Source organism: Cetobacterium sp. 2G large (assembly GCF_014250655.1).
Lineage (GTDB): Bacteria > Fusobacteriota > Fusobacteriia > Fusobacteriales > Fusobacteriaceae > Cetobacterium_A > Cetobacterium_A somerae.
Genome location: NZ_JACHTH010000007.1, coordinates 509,969 through 525,974 on the forward strand (window position 1 = coordinate 509,969; position 16,006 = coordinate 525,974).

A 16,006-nucleotide genomic window follows, 5' to 3' on the forward strand; every position below is an offset into this window, starting at 1 on the left:
ATATAAAGAGCTTAGACTTTTAAATCTAGGCTCTTTTTTAATGCAAAACTATATGTACATCCAATGGAGTTTTACTGTTGATATCAATTCTTTCTATCATAAGTTTAAAAATTGATTTTAGATCGTTTATATCATCGTCAGTTCTATTAGCTATAACTTCCTTTAAAGTTTTTAAATTATTATTAAAACTTTCTTTATCTTTGATATTATAAGTTAATGTTTTTAAACGATCTAACTCATCTAGTAATCCAGATATATCCTTTTCAATTTTTTTCAATTTATTTTCAATTTCATCTTCTGATAAAAATCCTTTTGTATATAAAGAAACTAATTTATCTTTTTCACTTCTTAGTTTGTTAAGCATATCTTCTATTATTTTTTCCCTTTCAGAAGTATCAATAGATTTAATTTCATTGAGTTCATTAAGTTCTTGAAGATCTAAAATTTGTTTGATTACATATTTTTCAAGAATATTTTTAGATATAGTTCCTTTGCAAACCTCACACCGATAGCTATATTTTGTTGCTTTTGTTCGCCAATGTTTAAATTTTCTTTGATACATTTTTCCACCACATGTACAGTGTAATATTCCAGAAAAAAGTAGATAACTAGGATTATTTCTAGTTTTTATACATATTTTTAAAAGTTCTTGAACTTCTTCAAATAGTTCTTTTTCTATTATTGACGGATGAATAGCTTTAAATGTATGGAAAACTTTATTAATCTTAACTCTACCAGTATTTATATTATTTTCTCTTCTTCCATAAGGAAGAAGTCCTATATAAAAATGATTTTTAAGAATCCATAAAATACTTGAAATATTCTTATCAATACGTTTTGATATTACAGATAAACTTTTAGTTTCTTTATACATTGTAAATATATTTTTAACTATTAGAGCATTAGGTTCATCTATTATAGTATTTCCTTCGGAATCTCTTTTATAACCAAGGGGAAGATTTCCCCCTTGAAATTTACCATCTTTTGCTCTTTGAAATTTATTTGATTTTACTCTATGAGAAATTTGTTTTCTTTCATATTCTCCCAAACTTGATTGGATTTGAAAAAATAACATTCCAGTTGGTGTAGTTGTATCTAATTCTGGTTGAGAAATAGATACAAATTTAATTCCCGCTTTTTCAAGTTCTAAAATAAAGTTTAACATGGTAATAGTTTTTCTAGAAACTCTAGAAGATTCATATACAACTAATATATCAAAACTTTTTTTATCAATTTCTTTTTGAAGCTTTATAAAACCTTCTCTATCGTCATCAGCACCAGATTGTACATCCTCGAGTATATTGTAAACTTCAAATCCTTTAAACTGACAGAAGTCTTTACATTTCTCTATTTGGAAATGTAAAGATTGTCTATCCTCTTGCATTGTGGTAGAAACTCTAGTATAGATTAGTGCTTTCATTTTTTACTCCTCTTTCTTTTTGTTTTTCTTTCAACTCAAAGATCATTTTAATTATCGCCTCTTTATTTTTCATTTTAAACCTCCAAATAGAGACAGCAAGAGCTATCTAAATTATTTCTAATATTTTTTTTATGCTTTCAATAGCTCTAGAGTCTGGAATTCTAATTCTACCAGTACAAATTAAAGGTAACTGCTCTTTAGTAATCTTATTTTTCATTTTTATCATCTCCTTAGATACTTAGTTTTTATATTCTATAATATATATTTATTTCTATTTTATATATTCGTAGAATGTGATTAATTCAAATCCACTTTTATCAGAAATTCCAATATTAGACTTTTTAAGTTCAGCAATATTTATACTAAACTGCTCATTTATTTTTCTTTTTATTAGTGAAAGAGTAATATTAGAAACTCCCCTATATTTAGGTAGTTTATGTGTTTTTCCACTAGAAATCATTCTTGTAACAATAGAATTAAATTCATCATCTGTGTTTTGTGGAGTTATCTTACCATTAATATTTATAAGTTTTGAAGTTAAGGGTGAGTAATTAAATTCTTGATGAAGAATAAGTCCATTATGGTCATTCTTAGTAATAGGACTAATTATAGAGATATTGGAATTTTCTTTAAAAAAATTATATTCCAATAGATTTTCTGTTTGACCAAATCCGTTAATGGCATACTTTAAACAGAGAGATTTATTTAATAGCTTAACTAAAATTCTATTTTCATAAAGAATCACAAATTCAACATCATCAGTAGTACCATGAATAGCTTCAAGTATAAATTTTATAGATTTTGAATTTAATGGATTGTGAAATTTTCCTAAAGCTAAGGCATGAAAAAATGAAGCATACTCAACAACACCATCAATAATATATTGAGGTGGAGTTTTTTCAAGATACATGACTTTTATAATTCCAGAAGTCAGTTTGGTTATTAAGTCTTTAGCTCTACTATCAAATTTATCATCAATATGAATTTGATTTAAATTAATAGAGTGAAATCGTAAATTAAATAGAGTTTCACCAAACTTTTTAATATGATCAGGATTAATTTCTGTATAGATTCTTTTACCAAAAAAATCTTTGTAATGAGGAACAAGAGCAGCTTGCTTTGATAAGAAAGCAGGATCTTTGAGTGCAGTTGAAAAATTTGATAAAAGATTATCAATAGTGAAATCAGCATTTGAAATAATGTTAGTATATGAATTGCCAATAAATGCACAAGATAGATTAGATATAGTTTGCTCTTTTTTGTTGAGGTTATAGCTACATGATGTTAGAAAACTTTTAAATTCAGATACGATAGGCATTGGAAGTGCTGTACATTCTTCAAAGATACAAACTCCTTTAGAAAAAAGAACATCTTCTTTGTTATCTGAATTTTTTTTAGCATCACCTCTTAATTGAGCAGAGGTGATAGGTTCAGAAAGAATATGTACCTCATTTCCCAATAATGGATAGAGTATACTTTTTCCTTCCGATTGATGACCACAAAGTAATATTGAAATATTAGGTTCAGATATTATTGCCAATTTAGTTAATGTACTCATAGTCACTATGAAAGTAATTGGAGATGTAGCTCCAATTACTTGATGAACTTTTTTTAAACTGTCTTTAATATTCATTTATATCAACTCCAGATTCGATAATATCGTTATAAGAAAGGGAGAAAGATAAATTTACATGATGGTAGAATTGTTTTTTATCTTCTAGCAATTCCATCCAATCTATTTCAATATCTTTATTTATTCCAATAGGAGTTACGTTATAAAGTTCATATTGTTCTTTAGTTTTGTTATAAATTATATTTTCAGGTACAAGACTTTCAAAGATAAAATGTTTAACGATACTTAAGTCAGTAACTATTTGTTGATAAAGATTAGAGTCGGTTAAAATTGGTAATTCAAATATTAGATTATCTTCACAAAATGCAATATTTAATAAAACAAATTTTTCATATAGAAGAGTTTTTTCTATAAAAGCAGAAAGATCTTCAATTTCTTCAACTTCTTCTAAATCATCAAATATATTTGTAATATATTTAGAGGCTTTAGAAAGAGATTCAGTTTGTTTAATTTGAGATAGTAGATTTATCAATTTGATAACTTCTAAATCATAATCATTAAGGTTTTTAATTATTTCCTTTAATTCTTCATAAAGAGATTCAGATTCTAGTTGAGATTTAAATTCTTTTGCTATTTTTCTTAAATTTCTAAGAATACTCCTGTCAGAAGTATTTAGATTATCTTTTAAATTATCAATAATTTCATCTTCGATAGCTGTAAGAATAGTTGAAAGTTTAGAGAAACTATTGTCAGATAAACAAGTTATAATTTTTTGTTTATCTTTTTCTCTTAAAAAGTTAAGCTCAGAAATTTTTGCAAGTATTTCTTCTTTTATTTTTATATGACAAGGAATCCAACCATAAGTTTTTTCTAAAAATAAAATACTATTAATATTTTTTCCAAAATTCACTATTGTATTGTTATAGTTTATAGTAGAATCATTAAACAAATATCCCGTGTATTTAAGGTTTTCTTTTATGTATTTCTTCTTAAAGTTTTTTGATACCAATGTACTTATATTTTCGATTAAAGCAAATGTGTTTTTCATAAACAAAATCCTCCTAATATGTGTTTTATACTTTATGATAAAGCAATTTTTAAATAAAAACAACTTGAAAAAATCTTTAAAAAAGATTAAAGTTTATTAGTATTAATATATTTTCATAAAATTATATTAAAAAATCTGAAAAAAGGATTTTTATAAGAGAAAATAAAAAAGGAGTTAAAAAAATGTACCAGAAAATTTTTATAAAAAAAAATGAAGAAGAGTTAGATGATATTTTGGAAGAGTTAGATGGATTTTTTAAAATTATATTGTATAGTCTTAAAGAAAATGAATTAAAAAGCGAAGTTATTTTAACAGAAGATTCTTTAATTGAAGAAGTTGAGAGAAGAAATAAGAAAGAGGAAATTTATATAATTATAGCTCTATATAATGAACCACAAAACATAAAAAAATCAACTAATTATAAAGATAAAAATGAAATAGAAATTTTAGATGACTTAACTTCTATTTTTGATAAAAGAAAGATAAATAATTGTTTTAATTATAAATTAAAAGACCAAGAAAGACAAGAAATAGTAAAAAGATTGAGTAAGTTTCTTATTCCTAGTGGAAATGAAGAGAATATCTTAGAAGAATTAAAAAAATACATAAAGCAGATAATAGAATTAGATGAAAAATTGTATGAAGGGTATCAAGTAGAAAATTTGAAAGAACTATTCAATGAAAATGAAAAAACTAAATTAAATTTAAGAAAAAATCAGCAAATAAAAGAACAATTAAAAGAAAAATTATTTGATAAGATTGATAAGAAATATAAACTTATAAAAAAAAATGATTATTCATTAATAAAAAAAACTTATTTGAAATTAGGTATATTAAATACAGAAAGATTTGAAGAGGCTGTATTAGATGAAAGCTTTGAAATTTTACACGAAATAAATAGAGAAGAATTTTCAAAATATTTAAAACGATTTTATGGAAGTGGTTTAACAAAAGAAAAAGTTCCAAATTTTGAAAAATATTTAGAAAAAAATAATTTAGAAGAAAAAATTCAAAAAAAATATTTACAAATAAAAGAAAATTTAAATAAAGAAATTAGTAATAAAAAATGGAAAGAAATTGAAGTTATTCTTTTGAAAGATCCAGAAATTTTTTTAATTTTATTAGGGAATAATTTTGATGAAATAAAGTATTATGAAGAAGAATTAATTGATTTTTATAAAAAAATTATAACTTTAGAAAAAATAAAAATTTCTGAAAATAAAATAACCTTAGAAAGAAGATTGTTAATGTTCTTTTCTGAAGAAATAATTAAAGAGTTATTATTAACAGTAAAAAAAATAATATTAGGGATGAGAGAAGAAGAAAAAAAAATTGAACTAAATTACCGTGAAAAGAATGAGCAAAAGAAAAGAAAAGAAAGATATCAAAATAGAAAAATAGAAGAATATGAAGAAATTCAAGATTTTTTAGAAGAAAATAATTTAGAAGTATTAAACAAACGTTTTAAAAAAATCTATAGAGTTTTTGAAGATGAAGAAGAAAATTTAATTGATTTATTGGATTTAACAAAAAAAAATATAGATTCAGAGTTGAAAAAAATTCAAGTAAATCTTTTAAAAAAAATTAAATTGATTATAGATGAAGGTACTTATGATAGAAGAATAAGATTAGAAAAAATATTTGAAAGAATATTTCAACCTTCATTTTTCATAGAAGAAGCAGTTGAAAAATATCTTGAATATGAAGAAATTAGAATAAAATATGAGATGTTTAAAGCTAGATAATTATATATTATAACTTGTATAGAAATAAAATCCCAAGAAATAAAGTTTGGGATTTTTTAATTTTTTGAATGGAGGTTATAATAGTGAGTTTAAAAGAAAAATTAGAAAAACCATTTTCAGATGATGAGTTAGAGTTTAGAGTTGGTGCTACTAATTCGGATAAAACAAATGGGTTAGCATTAGCATACATCCAAGCGAGAGCTATCCAAAATAGACTAGATGAAGTTGTAGGGATTGAAAACTGGAAAGTTTCATACAAGGAAATTAATGGTGGTTTTATAGCTAAACTAGAACTTAAAATTAATAATGAATGGATAGCTAAAGAGGATGGATCTGGAATTACTGACTATGAAGCAATAAAAGGTGGAATATCTTGTGCTTTTAAAAGAGCTGCTTCAGTATGGGGTGTTGGAAGATATCTTTATGAAATTGAAGGTCAATGGCTACCAATAGAGCAAAGAGGTAAAAGTTATATATTCAAAGAAACACCTAAATTAAATAATCAAAATAAAGAAAATCAAATTGAAGAAACCAAAGAAGAAAGAGCTAAAAATATAGAGCTTACATTTGGAAAATATAAAGGAAAAACTTTAGGAGAGATTCTCAGAGAGAATAAAGACTATTTAATATACTTAACTACAAATAGCAAAGATACAAAGATTATCAATGCTTGTAAATATTTATTAAATTTGAAGGAGGTAGCATAATGTTAGGAATGATTGGTGGAGTTTTAGTTGTAGTAGGAACAGCTGTAGGTGCCTTAGATAGTATAATAAATAAAAAGTAAGGAGTTATAATATGGAGTTGCATGAATTTTTAGAAAAATTAGATAATATTAAAAAGCCTCTGGACACCGTTCCAGAGGTTTTATTTTAAGGAGGAGAGTTATGAAAGCATATGAAATTGTTAATGGTATGATAGATACCTTAGATATATTTTTAGAATCAGAGCAAAGTGAAGGAGATAAAGAAAACTATGAGTTTATAATGGAGTTCCTAAAGGAAGAGTTACAAAATAAAAGCAGTAATATTGTAAAGTATATTAGGAATGTTTCTCTAGAAGTTGAGGTATTATCCCAAGAAGAAGATAGATTAGAAAAACTTAGAAAACAAAAAGAAAAAAAAGTTAATAGTTTGAAAAAATATCTTACAGACATACTTTTAAACTTAGATAAAAATAAGATTGAAACTGAACTAGGAAATCTAGGACTTAGAAAAAGTGTTTTAGTAGCAATAGATAATTTAGATCTTATACCTAAAAAATATATCCAAAAGAAGATTGAATTAGTACCAGATAAAAGATTGCTATCAGAGATATTAAAGCAAGGTAAAAATATAAAGGGAGTACATCTAGAAAATAAATATTCACTACAGATTAGGTAAGAGGAGGGAACTTTGTATAACGTAAACACATATAATGGAACGTATCAGTTAGAATTTAGAGGATGTTTTCAAACTTTTGATGAAGCGATGGAAGAGTTTCAAAAAGCAGAGAAAGAGTATATGGAGAGCTTTGAATATGAGGTTGGAACTACGGAATATAATCATGAGCTAGAGAATTTTATATTTAATAGTAGGATAGATAAAAAATAAAATCATAAAAGAGATTATCCTTAGAGATGATCTCTTTTTATTTAGGAGGAAATTATGAAATATTATTTACATAGAGCAGTAGCAATCAAACCTAAAGGGACTAAAAAATTTAAAATGTCAGAGTACACAATTCAAGAGTTTGATTCATTCAAGAAAGCCTTAGAGGTATACAAGAGAGATTTCTTACTTGAAGGAGACACAGAGCAAAGAGGTTTTGCTACAGAAAAGAAAATAGCTATGAGAATAACTATAACTAAGAAAAAAATTAGAGCAAAGTTATATAAACCACCTTTAAGAACATTTCAAGTATTAGCATTAAACCCACCTACAAATAAATATAGATGTTGTAGAGAATATTTAGAGACAGATTCAGAGTATGGGATAGCACAAGATATGTTCTTAATACTTGAAACTAATTATCAGAAAGCTTGTGATGAGTTCCTTTACGAGATGAAGAAGTATGAAGATAAGAGAAACTCATTCTACATAGAGATAGGAGAGGATAAATAATGTTTGATAAGAATTTCTACCCTACACCGTATAAAATAGGATTAAAGATGATATCAGGACTTAATTTAATGGGAATGAATGTATTAGAACCAAGTGCTGGGAAAGGTGATTTACTTAGTGTTATAAATCAAAAATCAGCTAAAATATTTTGTATTGAAAAGAGTCCAGAATTACAAAGTATATTGCGAGAAAAGAAATATCCAATATTAGGAGATGATTTTCTAAAATATAAACCAGATCACATATTTGATTTAATTTTGATGAATCCACCATTTGATAATGGAGTTAAGCACCTACTCAAAGCTTGGGATATATCAGAGGAAGGAACATACATAAGATGTCTTTTAAATGCTGAAACTATAAAGAATCCTTGTACAAAAGAGAGACAACTTTTAATAGACATATTAGAGAGTAATGATGCTGATGTAGAGTACCTAGGAAACTGTTTTAAAGATGCAGAAAGAAAAACTAATGTAGAAGTTGCACTAGTTAAATTACAAAATAAAACTAAAAGTAAAAAGTTTAGTTTTAAATTTGAAGGATTTTCTAAAGAGGATGATATTGATTTCCAAGAACTTAATATGAATCAATTAGCTAAAGTAGATGTATTACAAAATTTAGAGGATAAGTACACAGCAGTAAAAGAGATTGTAGGAGAATATCTAACTCTAAAAAGTAAATTAGAATATTTCTTAGATGGGATTATAGATAAAGTTTATGTAAATAGCTTATTAGAAAAGAACTCTAGTAATAGCAAAAGAGAGTATGAAGAGGTTCTTGAAAAAGTAAGGTCAGCTTTCTGGAAGTTAGTGTTTGATAAGACTAAATTAGAAGAAAAGATGACATCACAAGTTAAAAGAGATTTCTTTGATAACAAGCAAGAGTATAGCAACTTGCCATTTACAGTAGATAACATAAATAAACTATTAGAAATTCTAATACAAAACTCTACACAAATATTTCAGAACTGTATAGAAGAAAGTTTTGACTATCTAACTCAATACTATCCAGATAATAGAGTTCACATAGAGGGATGGAAAACTAACGAGAGATGGAAAGTTGGAAAGAAGTTTATCCTTCCAGATATGATTGATACATTTTATTTAAAATACGATAAAGGAAGCAATAGAGTGCAAAAGCTTAGTTATTTAAAAAGAGATAAGCTAAGAGATCTAGAAAAAGTTATATGTAATTTCATTGGAAAAAATATCGGCAGAGTTTCAACTATAGAATCAAAAGTTGATATGGGAGTTAATTTTGGTGAGTGGAATAATTCAGAGTTCTTTAAATTTAAGATATTCAAGAAAGGAACTATTCACTTTGAATTTATAGATGAAAACATTTGGAATGAATTTAATAGAGTAGCTTGTGAAGGAAAGAAATGGTTAGGTTATTGAGGTAAAATATGGTATATTAAACAAAATTTATTAAATATGGAGGGAACTAATGATAGAACTAAAAAAAATAGATAGAAGTAACTACGAAGAATGTATTAATTTAAAATTAGAGGCTAACCAACTAAAGCATGTTGCTAATAATATTTTGTCTTTAGTTCAATCTGCCTATGAAGAAAATTTTTATCCATTAGGAATTTATAATGAGAAAAAAATGGTAGGGTTTATTTTGTATGATTTTGATACCGAAGTAAAGGGTTGGTCTATGAGTAGATTTATGATAGATAAAAATTATCAAAATCAAGGATTAGGAACAAAGGCATTACAAAAATTTTTAGAATTTTTTAAAGAGAATTATAAAGATGAAAAACTTTATACAAGTGCAAGTTTAGATAATCTGCAAGCAATTAAACTTTATGAAAAATTTGGGTTTATAAAAAAAGATATTTTTGAATATGAAATAAATGGTGAGAAATTTAAAGAAATTAGAATGATTTTAGATATATAAAAATATTTCCGAAGGAGAATTAAATTTCTCCTTCTTTTTATTTATTAAGTACCGCAATTGCTACATAAAAAGGAGAGTGTATGAAGAAGATATTAAAGTTTTTAAAATGCAAAGATATAGAAGAAGTAGTAACAAAAATAAAATCTTACGAGATAAATGAAGAGCTAGAACAGTTCAAAGAGCTTATGATAACTATAGCTAAAGGAAATATAGTTAAAAAGGATTTAACAACAGTAAAGGGCAAAACAGAGTTACTTAATTATTTGAGAACAGATATAGGTTTTAAAAACTTAGAGGAGTTTAAGGTTATATACCTTAGCTCCTCTAATCGTTTAATTGGGGAAGAAACACTATTTAGAGGAACTGTAGACAGAAGTGTAGTCTATCCTCGATTGATAGTAGAGAGAGCCTTAAAATACCCAACTAAGGGCATTATATTCGCTCATAATCACCCAAGCGGTAGTTTAACACCAAGTAAGAAAGATATTGTATTAACGCAAGAGTTAAAAGACCTATTAGATGTACTAGATATAAAGTTGCTAGACCATATCATATTAGGAGATGGAGATCATTTTAGCTTCTATGAAAACGGACTTATTGAATATTAAGAGGAGATGAGATTATGAATAAAGTTATATCAGCAGAAAGTATCACTTGCTTAGGAACTAAAGATATTCAAGTAGACATTACGAGGGATGGATTTGTAGTAAATATTATAGCTTGGGGAGAATGGTATGTAGAAGAAGCTAAAGATATAAAGGAATTGGAAGAACTATTAAATGAATTCAATGTACAGCAATACACAATAAATGAGATAAAGGAGAGAATTAAAAATGCCTAATTACTGTTTTAATAGAATCAGATTGAATGTAACACAAGATGAGTTAGAAAAAATAAAAGAAATAGTTATGTCTAAAGATGAATTTGGAGATGAGTATTTTGATTTCAACAAGGTTATTAAAAGACCTAAGAATATGCTATTAAGAGCTTTTAAAGCTAATACATTAGAAGCTTTCAGTAAATATTACTATGAGAACCCAGATAAACTAGAACAAAAGATATTGGATGAAATAATTAGCAATAAGATTTTAAAAGTTAGAATAGATGGAAAGTTAGTTAATATAGACTGTTATGTAGATGAAAAATATTCATTAGAGGAACTCAAATATTATACTGGTGAGATGTTGATATTGTGGTATGACTGGTGTGTTGATAACTGGGGAACTAAATGGAATTCTCTATTTTCCTCTATCGATAAGGATGAACTAATATTTAGTACTGCATGGAATCCAATATCACTAGAACTATTTGAAGGTTTTATTAATATTTGTAAAGAAGTGATAGGAAAGAAAGCTAGTGATATTTGGTTATATTATGAAGAGTGTGGAATAGGAATCTTTGGAAGATACTTTATTCAAGATGAAGAGCTTTATTATGATGAAGATTATAGAGAAGAGGTAGCTTAAAAATGTATGAAATTATAGTTGAAATAAAAGGTGAAGAGTATAGTTATGGAGAGTTTAACAGCAAAAGAATGGCTGAAAGTTTCCTAGAAGATCTTTATGAAACTAAAGAGATAGCTAGTGATGTAGAAGCATGGATAGAAAAATATAGATAAATCAATGGGTAGACTTCAATACTACCCATTTTTATTTTTTAAAAGTAGAAATAAAAATACAAAAAAAGTTTCTATTTATAGAACTAAATATAGAAAAATCATATGTATTTAAAAAGTTTGAATAACGTTATATAATAAAGGGATTTAGAAAATACGCAAAGGAGGTTGGAATTGAAGAAAAAAATAAGAGTACTAGTTCCAACTTTTATATTGGAAATACTAGAAAAAGATTGTGAGTTCTTTGAATTTACAAAGGAAAAACTATGTAATGAAATATTTTTAAAGTTCTCTTTAAAATTTAGATCACGATACCAAGATGAGATGATATTCGAAGAAAAAGAATATTTACAATTCACTTTAAATAAAGCAAATCAAAGATACTATACTGATTTATTGAAAGAGCTTCCAGAAGCTAATGATTCAGAAATTATTAGAGAAATATTTTCAACATATTCAGTATTAGTTCCATTTTTAAGAGAAATTTACCTTTTCAGAGAAAAAGTTATATTTCTACATTCAGCAATGAAAGAATATAGAGTTTTAAAAATAGATACTTCTAGTGGAATTGTGGAAGGAAGAGTCTCTCAAATCTATAGATGTAAAGAAAGTGGCTATCTAAAATTAAATGTAGATGAGAGTAGTTATTATGTAGGACAAGTGAGAGTTATATCTTAAGAAAGTTCAAGTTAAAAACAGATTGAAATAATGGTATAACTTTTCGAATATTTGCTCTTGAAGAAATTTTAAAAAAAATAAAAAAAATTTCAAATATAAAAAAAATATTATTGTAAGTATAATATAATAATCAACTTAAATTGGTATAGTTAACGAGGGAGGAGAAATGAAAAAAAATTTAATAATAGCAACTACATTAATTTTATTATGTGCCTGTGACTCTAACTCAATCGAAGGTCGTAATATAGAAATAATTTCAAAAAATGGAAAAGAAAAGGTTATAAACTTAAAAAATAATAGTCTTTTATCAAATGGAACTTATAGAATAAAAGAAGGAAGAGATTATGTAGCCAGATTAACAACAAGAAATGGATTGTTAGATGGTGAATATAAAGAGTTTCATTCAAATGGAGTAGTAAAATTAATTAAAAATTATAAAAATGGATTATTAGATGGAGAATTTAAAATTTATGATAAGTTGAGTTATCTAATAGAATATTCTTTATATAAAAATGGAGAGTTAAATGGAGAAAGTAGAGTTTATAAAAAAGAAGAGTCCGTTTATTATTTAAAAAATTTAGGTAATTTTTTAAATGGAAAATTTGAAGGTAAGCAACTAACTTATTATTCTAGTGGTATTATTAAAGAGGAAATTGAAATGAAACAAGGATTAAAACAAGGAGAATTTAAAGAATTTTATCAAAATGGAAGTTTAAAAGCAATTTGTACCTTTGAAAATGATATAGAAAATGGACCTTTTGAAGGTTATTACGAAAATGGAGATTTACAAATAAAAGGAACTTTTTTAAATAAAAAATTGCATGGAGAAATAACAGCATTTGAAAGAAGAAAAGATAATCCATCAAAATATAACAAAATAGTTTCAAATTTAAAAAATGGAGTTCGAAATGGAGAAGAGAGAATATATCACTCAAATGGAAAAATTTCAATAATTCAAAATTATAAAAATGATAAAATACATGGAGAACTTAAAAATTTTGATTATGATACAGGAAAATTAAGATTAATTCAAAATTATAAAGATGGAGAATTACATGGTTTAGAAATAGAATTTGATAAAACAGGAAAAGAAATATCAAGAAAAAATTTTATAAATGGAAAACAGAGTATTATTTCTAATAAACAAAATATAAAAGAAAATTCAATCAAAGAAAAAAAAGAGAGTAATCCACTAAAAAATATTTTCAAAAATATTTTCAATTAATTTTAGATGATGTAAGGAGGTATAAAATGTATGAGTTAAAATTAATAAATGGAGAAGAAATTTATTTTGAAGAAGGAAGACATAAACTGTATACAGGGAAAATAGAGTATGAAGATTGTGATGGGCAAGCTGTTGAAGGAAAAAAAGAAGGAGAATGGTTATTTTATAATGAAGATGGCTCTCTTTCTAAAAAAGAAGTTTATAAAAATAATATTTTATGTGAAGATATCTTAGAATATTATTCCGAAGGAAGATATGGTAAAATTTTAATAGATGAAAAAGGAAATAGAATAAAAAAAGTTGAATATAATAAATTTAATATAAAAGAAAAAGAAGAAGGCTGTAATGAAGAATGGTATAAAAATTTTTATGAAGATGGAAATTTAAAAAGTTATTCTAAAAGTCTTAGAGATGGAAGTTTTTTGTATGAAAAATATTATGAAAATGGTCAAATAGAAGAAAAGAAAAAGTGGAGTGGATTTAACTGCCATACAATTTTATATTATGAAAATGGTCAATTAAAAAAAGAGTTCAAAGAAATAGGACAAGATTATATAGTTGGAGAAGTTAAAAGTTATTTTGAAGATGGGAAAGTTCAAGAGGTTAATAAAAAATTGAGTTTAGACAATCAAGATGAAAAATTTGAAATTTTAAAATATAATCAGAATGGAGACATAATAGAAGAGGGGATAAGAGAAAGAGGAATAGAAACCTATCTTAAAATAAAAACAAAATCGGGTTATAAAAGAAAAAGAGTGGTATTTGATTTCGTTTTAGAAGAAGAATTTAATACAAAAAATATTTTACAAAAAAGAAAAATTAACTTTCAATATAACTCAAATTTATTGGGAGTTGAAAAAGGAAAGATAGATTTGTTATATTATGAAAAATATTTTAACTTATCTACCCTTGAAAAAATGCTAGGCTATAAAAAAAATTTTGATGCAAATTTATTAACAAAAAAAGAAGATTTTTTTAAATATGATATTAGAGAGATATATTATTTAAAAGAGTTTATAGATTTAAAAGATAAATTAGAGAAAGTTTATTTAAGGACAAATTTAAGATCATATTTGGTTGAATTTTTAAAATGTCAAAAAGATTTCCTAGGATACGTGCTTTGTGTAATTTCCCCTCGTAAAAAAGATGAGTTTGTAGAAATTTTTGGAGAATCATTAAACACAATTTTAGAAATATTTGAGAAATATAATTTGTTAAATGAAATGCTTGATAATTTGATTGAAAACAAGAATCAAGAAAGAAAAAATAAGCAACAAAATGTTTTTGATTCAATATCTTCTTTAGGAAGAATAATAGCTGATTCTTATCATGATAAAATAATGGAAAAGCATAGAAGCAATGGTCAGAATCAAATAGAGAAAGAAGTTTGGAAAATATTAAGAGAGAACCAAGATTTATTTTTATATAGAATAGAAAAAACTTATAGATGGGCATTTTATATTTCAAATGATTTAGAAACTTTTGAAACTAAGCAAGTATTTAAATTAGATAATTGGATTTCAATTGGATTGGAATATTTAAAAAATAAACAAAATCCTTTGTGCTTTCTTAGATTATTAAGAGTACTGTTTAATAATCATCCAATAGTGTTAATATTCCTAGAAATATATAAAAAAAGTGGAATAATTAATAAAGAGGAAATAGAATCATATGGATTTAAGATGGAAGATTTTAATGAAATTCAATACTTTGAAATTTCGAGAATAAATACTTTAGATAAAACTGTGGAAGAAGAAAAGAGAGAAACGGATTTTATTTTTAACTTTAAGAATCAAAAACATAATCAAGAATTTTTCGAATCAAAAGAAATTGAAAAGTTGAATAAAATGAGATATATGCTTGATGTTATTTTAGGAGAGCAAAAAAATGATAATTTAAAATTATCCTTTTGGGAAAAAGAAATGTTATCGGTATTAAAAGATGAAAAAGAGTTAAATAATATGTGTTTAACGATAAAAGATGAGGCTCAAAAAACTGAAAACATAGACTATCAAAAAATACAGAAAATTATTACATTTATAAATAACATAAAACAGCATGAATTTTACAATTATATTTTAAGAACATTGCCTAGATTAAAAGATTTACAAAAAACTTATTCTGAAAATGAAAAGTTTATTATGAAGGTAAAAAATTATTTAAGACAAAAAGAAATAGAAAAAATAGAATATGAAGAAAATCGTTCAGAAAGAAAAAAATTAATAGAACAAGCTTTAAAATTATCTGTTGAAAAGCGAAAAAATGGTAAATTTTTAGCTATTTTAATTTTGGGAATTTCTATTTGGTATGGAACTTATGGAGACTTAATTCAAGAATATATTATACCCAAAATAGCCGAATGGAAATTTCTGTTGAAAAATTTAACAGTTATTTATGGTGGAATTTATCTGGTAAGTTATTATTTTTTAGGAATTATATTAAGCTCTATATTGGGAAGATTATATTTTAATAGTATTATCAAAAAATCTTCTTTAGATAATGAAGAAAAAAAATATCTCCGAGAAATAAGGAATTAGAACTATGAATTTAATCAAAATTCTTAATAATAGTTCAACTATTTAGCTACATAGATTACCAAAAATAAAAAGATTCTAATTAAATATTTGTGTAACCTTCCAAGTTGGAATAATATTAAATTATCTAACTTGGAGGGTTTTTATTTTAGGCTATGTCACAA

At 25.0% G+C, this 16,006-nt stretch carries 17 protein-coding genes; 14 read left to right on the top strand and 3 right to left on the bottom strand.

Annotation, left to right across the window (positions count from 1 at the left end; all coding sequences use genetic code 11):
- Positions 1-37 precede the first annotated feature (37 nt).
- The 3 genes from H5J23_RS12965 to H5J23_RS12975 form a co-directional block, all read right to left on the bottom strand.
- A complete protein-coding gene (locus H5J23_RS12965) occupies positions 38-1,420 on the bottom strand; it encodes a recombinase family protein (RefSeq protein WP_185892655.1) in 1,383 nt (460 codons plus the stop codon).
- 271 nt (positions 1,421-1,691) lie between these two features.
- Complete coding sequence (locus tag H5J23_RS12970; RefSeq protein WP_185892657.1) at positions 1,692-3,053, bottom strand: BREX system Lon protease-like protein BrxL; 1,362 nt, start codon at positions 3,051-3,053, stop codon at positions 1,692-1,694.
- The gene (locus H5J23_RS12975; protein ID WP_185892659.1) at positions 3,043-4,041 is read right to left on the bottom strand and encodes a hypothetical protein; all 999 of its coding nucleotides are present in this window, start codon (positions 4,039-4,041) and stop codon (positions 3,043-3,045) included. Before H5J23_RS12975 ends, H5J23_RS12970 begins: the two co-directional genes overlap by 11 nt.
- Positions 4,042-4,223: 182 nt before the next feature.
- Between H5J23_RS12975 and H5J23_RS12980 the strand changes: the two genes are divergently transcribed.
- The 14 genes from H5J23_RS12980 (at position 4,224) to H5J23_RS13045 (ending at position 15,845) form a co-directional block, all read left to right on the top strand.
- Positions 4,224-5,786, top strand: coding sequence for a hypothetical protein (locus tag H5J23_RS12980; protein WP_185892661.1), 1,563 nt, complete (start codon positions 4,224-4,226; stop codon positions 5,784-5,786).
- Between the two features lie 83 nt (positions 5,787-5,869).
- The gene (locus H5J23_RS12985) at positions 5,870-6,493 is read left to right on the top strand and encodes a Rad52/Rad22 family DNA repair protein (RefSeq protein ID WP_370523858.1); all 624 of its coding nucleotides are present in this window, start codon (positions 5,870-5,872) and stop codon (positions 6,491-6,493) included.
- Positions 6,494-6,673: 180 nt separating this feature from the next.
- Positions 6,674-7,168: a siphovirus Gp157 family protein gene (locus H5J23_RS12990; protein ID WP_185892663.1), complete on the top strand. Its 495-nt coding sequence runs from the start codon at positions 6,674-6,676 to the stop codon at positions 7,166-7,168.
- 12 nt (positions 7,169-7,180) lie between these two features.
- Positions 7,181-7,378, top strand: a complete 198-nt coding sequence (locus H5J23_RS12995) for a hypothetical protein (RefSeq protein WP_185892665.1) — start codon at positions 7,181-7,183, stop codon at positions 7,376-7,378.
- Between the two features lie 54 nt (positions 7,379-7,432).
- Entirely contained in the window at positions 7,433-7,888 is a 456-nt protein-coding gene (locus tag H5J23_RS13000; RefSeq protein ID WP_185892666.1) for a hypothetical protein, read from the top strand.
- Positions 7,888-9,285: a DUF4942 domain-containing protein gene (locus tag H5J23_RS13005; RefSeq protein ID WP_185892668.1), complete on the top strand. Its 1,398-nt coding sequence runs from the start codon at positions 7,888-7,890 to the stop codon at positions 9,283-9,285. The genes H5J23_RS13000 and H5J23_RS13005 overlap by 1 nt, the downstream gene beginning before the upstream one ends.
- A 49-nt stretch (positions 9,286-9,334) precedes the next feature.
- Positions 9,335-9,790 carry a GNAT family N-acetyltransferase gene (locus H5J23_RS13010; protein WP_185892670.1) on the top strand — a complete coding sequence of 152 codons (456 nt, stop codon included), beginning with the start codon at positions 9,335-9,337 and terminating at the stop codon, positions 9,788-9,790.
- Between the two features lie 80 nt (positions 9,791-9,870).
- Positions 9,871-10,398, top strand: coding sequence for a RadC family protein (locus H5J23_RS13015; RefSeq protein WP_185892672.1), 528 nt, complete (start codon positions 9,871-9,873; stop codon positions 10,396-10,398).
- A gap of 14 nt (positions 10,399-10,412) precedes the next feature.
- The gene (locus H5J23_RS13020; RefSeq protein WP_185892674.1) at positions 10,413-10,631 is read left to right on the top strand and encodes a hypothetical protein; all 219 of its coding nucleotides are present in this window, start codon (positions 10,413-10,415) and stop codon (positions 10,629-10,631) included.
- Positions 10,624-11,256 (top strand): hypothetical protein, encoded by a 633-nt coding sequence (locus tag H5J23_RS13025; RefSeq protein WP_185892675.1) that lies wholly within the window; start codon positions 10,624-10,626, stop codon positions 11,254-11,256. The genes H5J23_RS13020 and H5J23_RS13025 overlap by 8 nt, the downstream gene beginning before the upstream one ends.
- A 2-nt stretch (positions 11,257-11,258) precedes the next feature.
- Positions 11,259-11,408 (top strand): hypothetical protein, encoded by a 150-nt coding sequence (locus H5J23_RS13030; protein ID WP_185892677.1) that lies wholly within the window; start codon positions 11,259-11,261, stop codon positions 11,406-11,408.
- A gap of 171 nt (positions 11,409-11,579) precedes the next feature.
- Positions 11,580-12,083: a hypothetical protein gene (locus H5J23_RS13035; protein WP_185892678.1), complete on the top strand. Its 504-nt coding sequence runs from the start codon at positions 11,580-11,582 to the stop codon at positions 12,081-12,083.
- Between the two features lie 166 nt (positions 12,084-12,249).
- Complete coding sequence (locus tag H5J23_RS13040; RefSeq protein WP_185892680.1) at positions 12,250-13,308, top strand: toxin-antitoxin system YwqK family antitoxin; 1,059 nt, start codon at positions 12,250-12,252, stop codon at positions 13,306-13,308.
- A 26-nt stretch (positions 13,309-13,334) separates the two neighbouring features.
- Positions 13,335-15,845, top strand: a complete 2,511-nt coding sequence (locus tag H5J23_RS13045) for a hypothetical protein (RefSeq protein WP_185892682.1) — start codon at positions 13,335-13,337, stop codon at positions 15,843-15,845.
- The last annotated feature ends 161 nt before the right edge of the window (positions 15,846-16,006 follow it).

Excerpts from the sequence above, each read along its gene's own strand:
- H5J23_RS12965 (WP_185892655.1), bottom strand. The coding sequence starts at position 1,420 with ATGAAAGCACTAATCTATACTAGAGTTTCTACCACAATGCAAGAGGAT.
- H5J23_RS12970 (WP_185892657.1), bottom strand. The coding sequence starts at position 3,053 with ATGAATATTAAAGACAGTTTAAAAAAAGTTCATCAAGTAATTGGAGCT.
- H5J23_RS12975 (WP_185892659.1), bottom strand. The coding sequence starts at position 4,041 with ATGAAAAACACATTTGCTTTAATCGAAAATATAAGTACATTGGTATCA.
- H5J23_RS12980 (WP_185892661.1), top strand. The coding sequence starts at position 4,224 with ATGTACCAGAAAATTTTTATAAAAAAAAATGAAGAAGAGTTAGATGAT.
- H5J23_RS12990 (WP_185892663.1), top strand. The coding sequence starts at position 6,674 with ATGAAAGCATATGAAATTGTTAATGGTATGATAGATACCTTAGATATA.
- H5J23_RS13000 (WP_185892666.1), top strand. The coding sequence starts at position 7,433 with ATGAAATATTATTTACATAGAGCAGTAGCAATCAAACCTAAAGGGACT.
- H5J23_RS13005 (WP_185892668.1), top strand. The coding sequence starts at position 7,888 with ATGTTTGATAAGAATTTCTACCCTACACCGTATAAAATAGGATTAAAG.
- H5J23_RS13010 (WP_185892670.1), top strand. The coding sequence starts at position 9,335 with ATGATAGAACTAAAAAAAATAGATAGAAGTAACTACGAAGAATGTATT.
- H5J23_RS13015 (WP_185892672.1), top strand. The coding sequence starts at position 9,871 with ATGAAGAAGATATTAAAGTTTTTAAAATGCAAAGATATAGAAGAAGTA.
- H5J23_RS13020 (WP_185892674.1), top strand. The coding sequence starts at position 10,413 with ATGAATAAAGTTATATCAGCAGAAAGTATCACTTGCTTAGGAACTAAA.
- H5J23_RS13025 (WP_185892675.1), top strand. The coding sequence starts at position 10,624 with ATGCCTAATTACTGTTTTAATAGAATCAGATTGAATGTAACACAAGAT.
- H5J23_RS13030 (WP_185892677.1), top strand. The coding sequence starts at position 11,259 with ATGTATGAAATTATAGTTGAAATAAAAGGTGAAGAGTATAGTTATGGA.
- H5J23_RS13040 (WP_185892680.1), top strand. The coding sequence starts at position 12,250 with ATGAAAAAAAATTTAATAATAGCAACTACATTAATTTTATTATGTGCC.
- H5J23_RS13045 (WP_185892682.1), top strand. The coding sequence starts at position 13,335 with ATGTATGAGTTAAAATTAATAAATGGAGAAGAAATTTATTTTGAAGAA.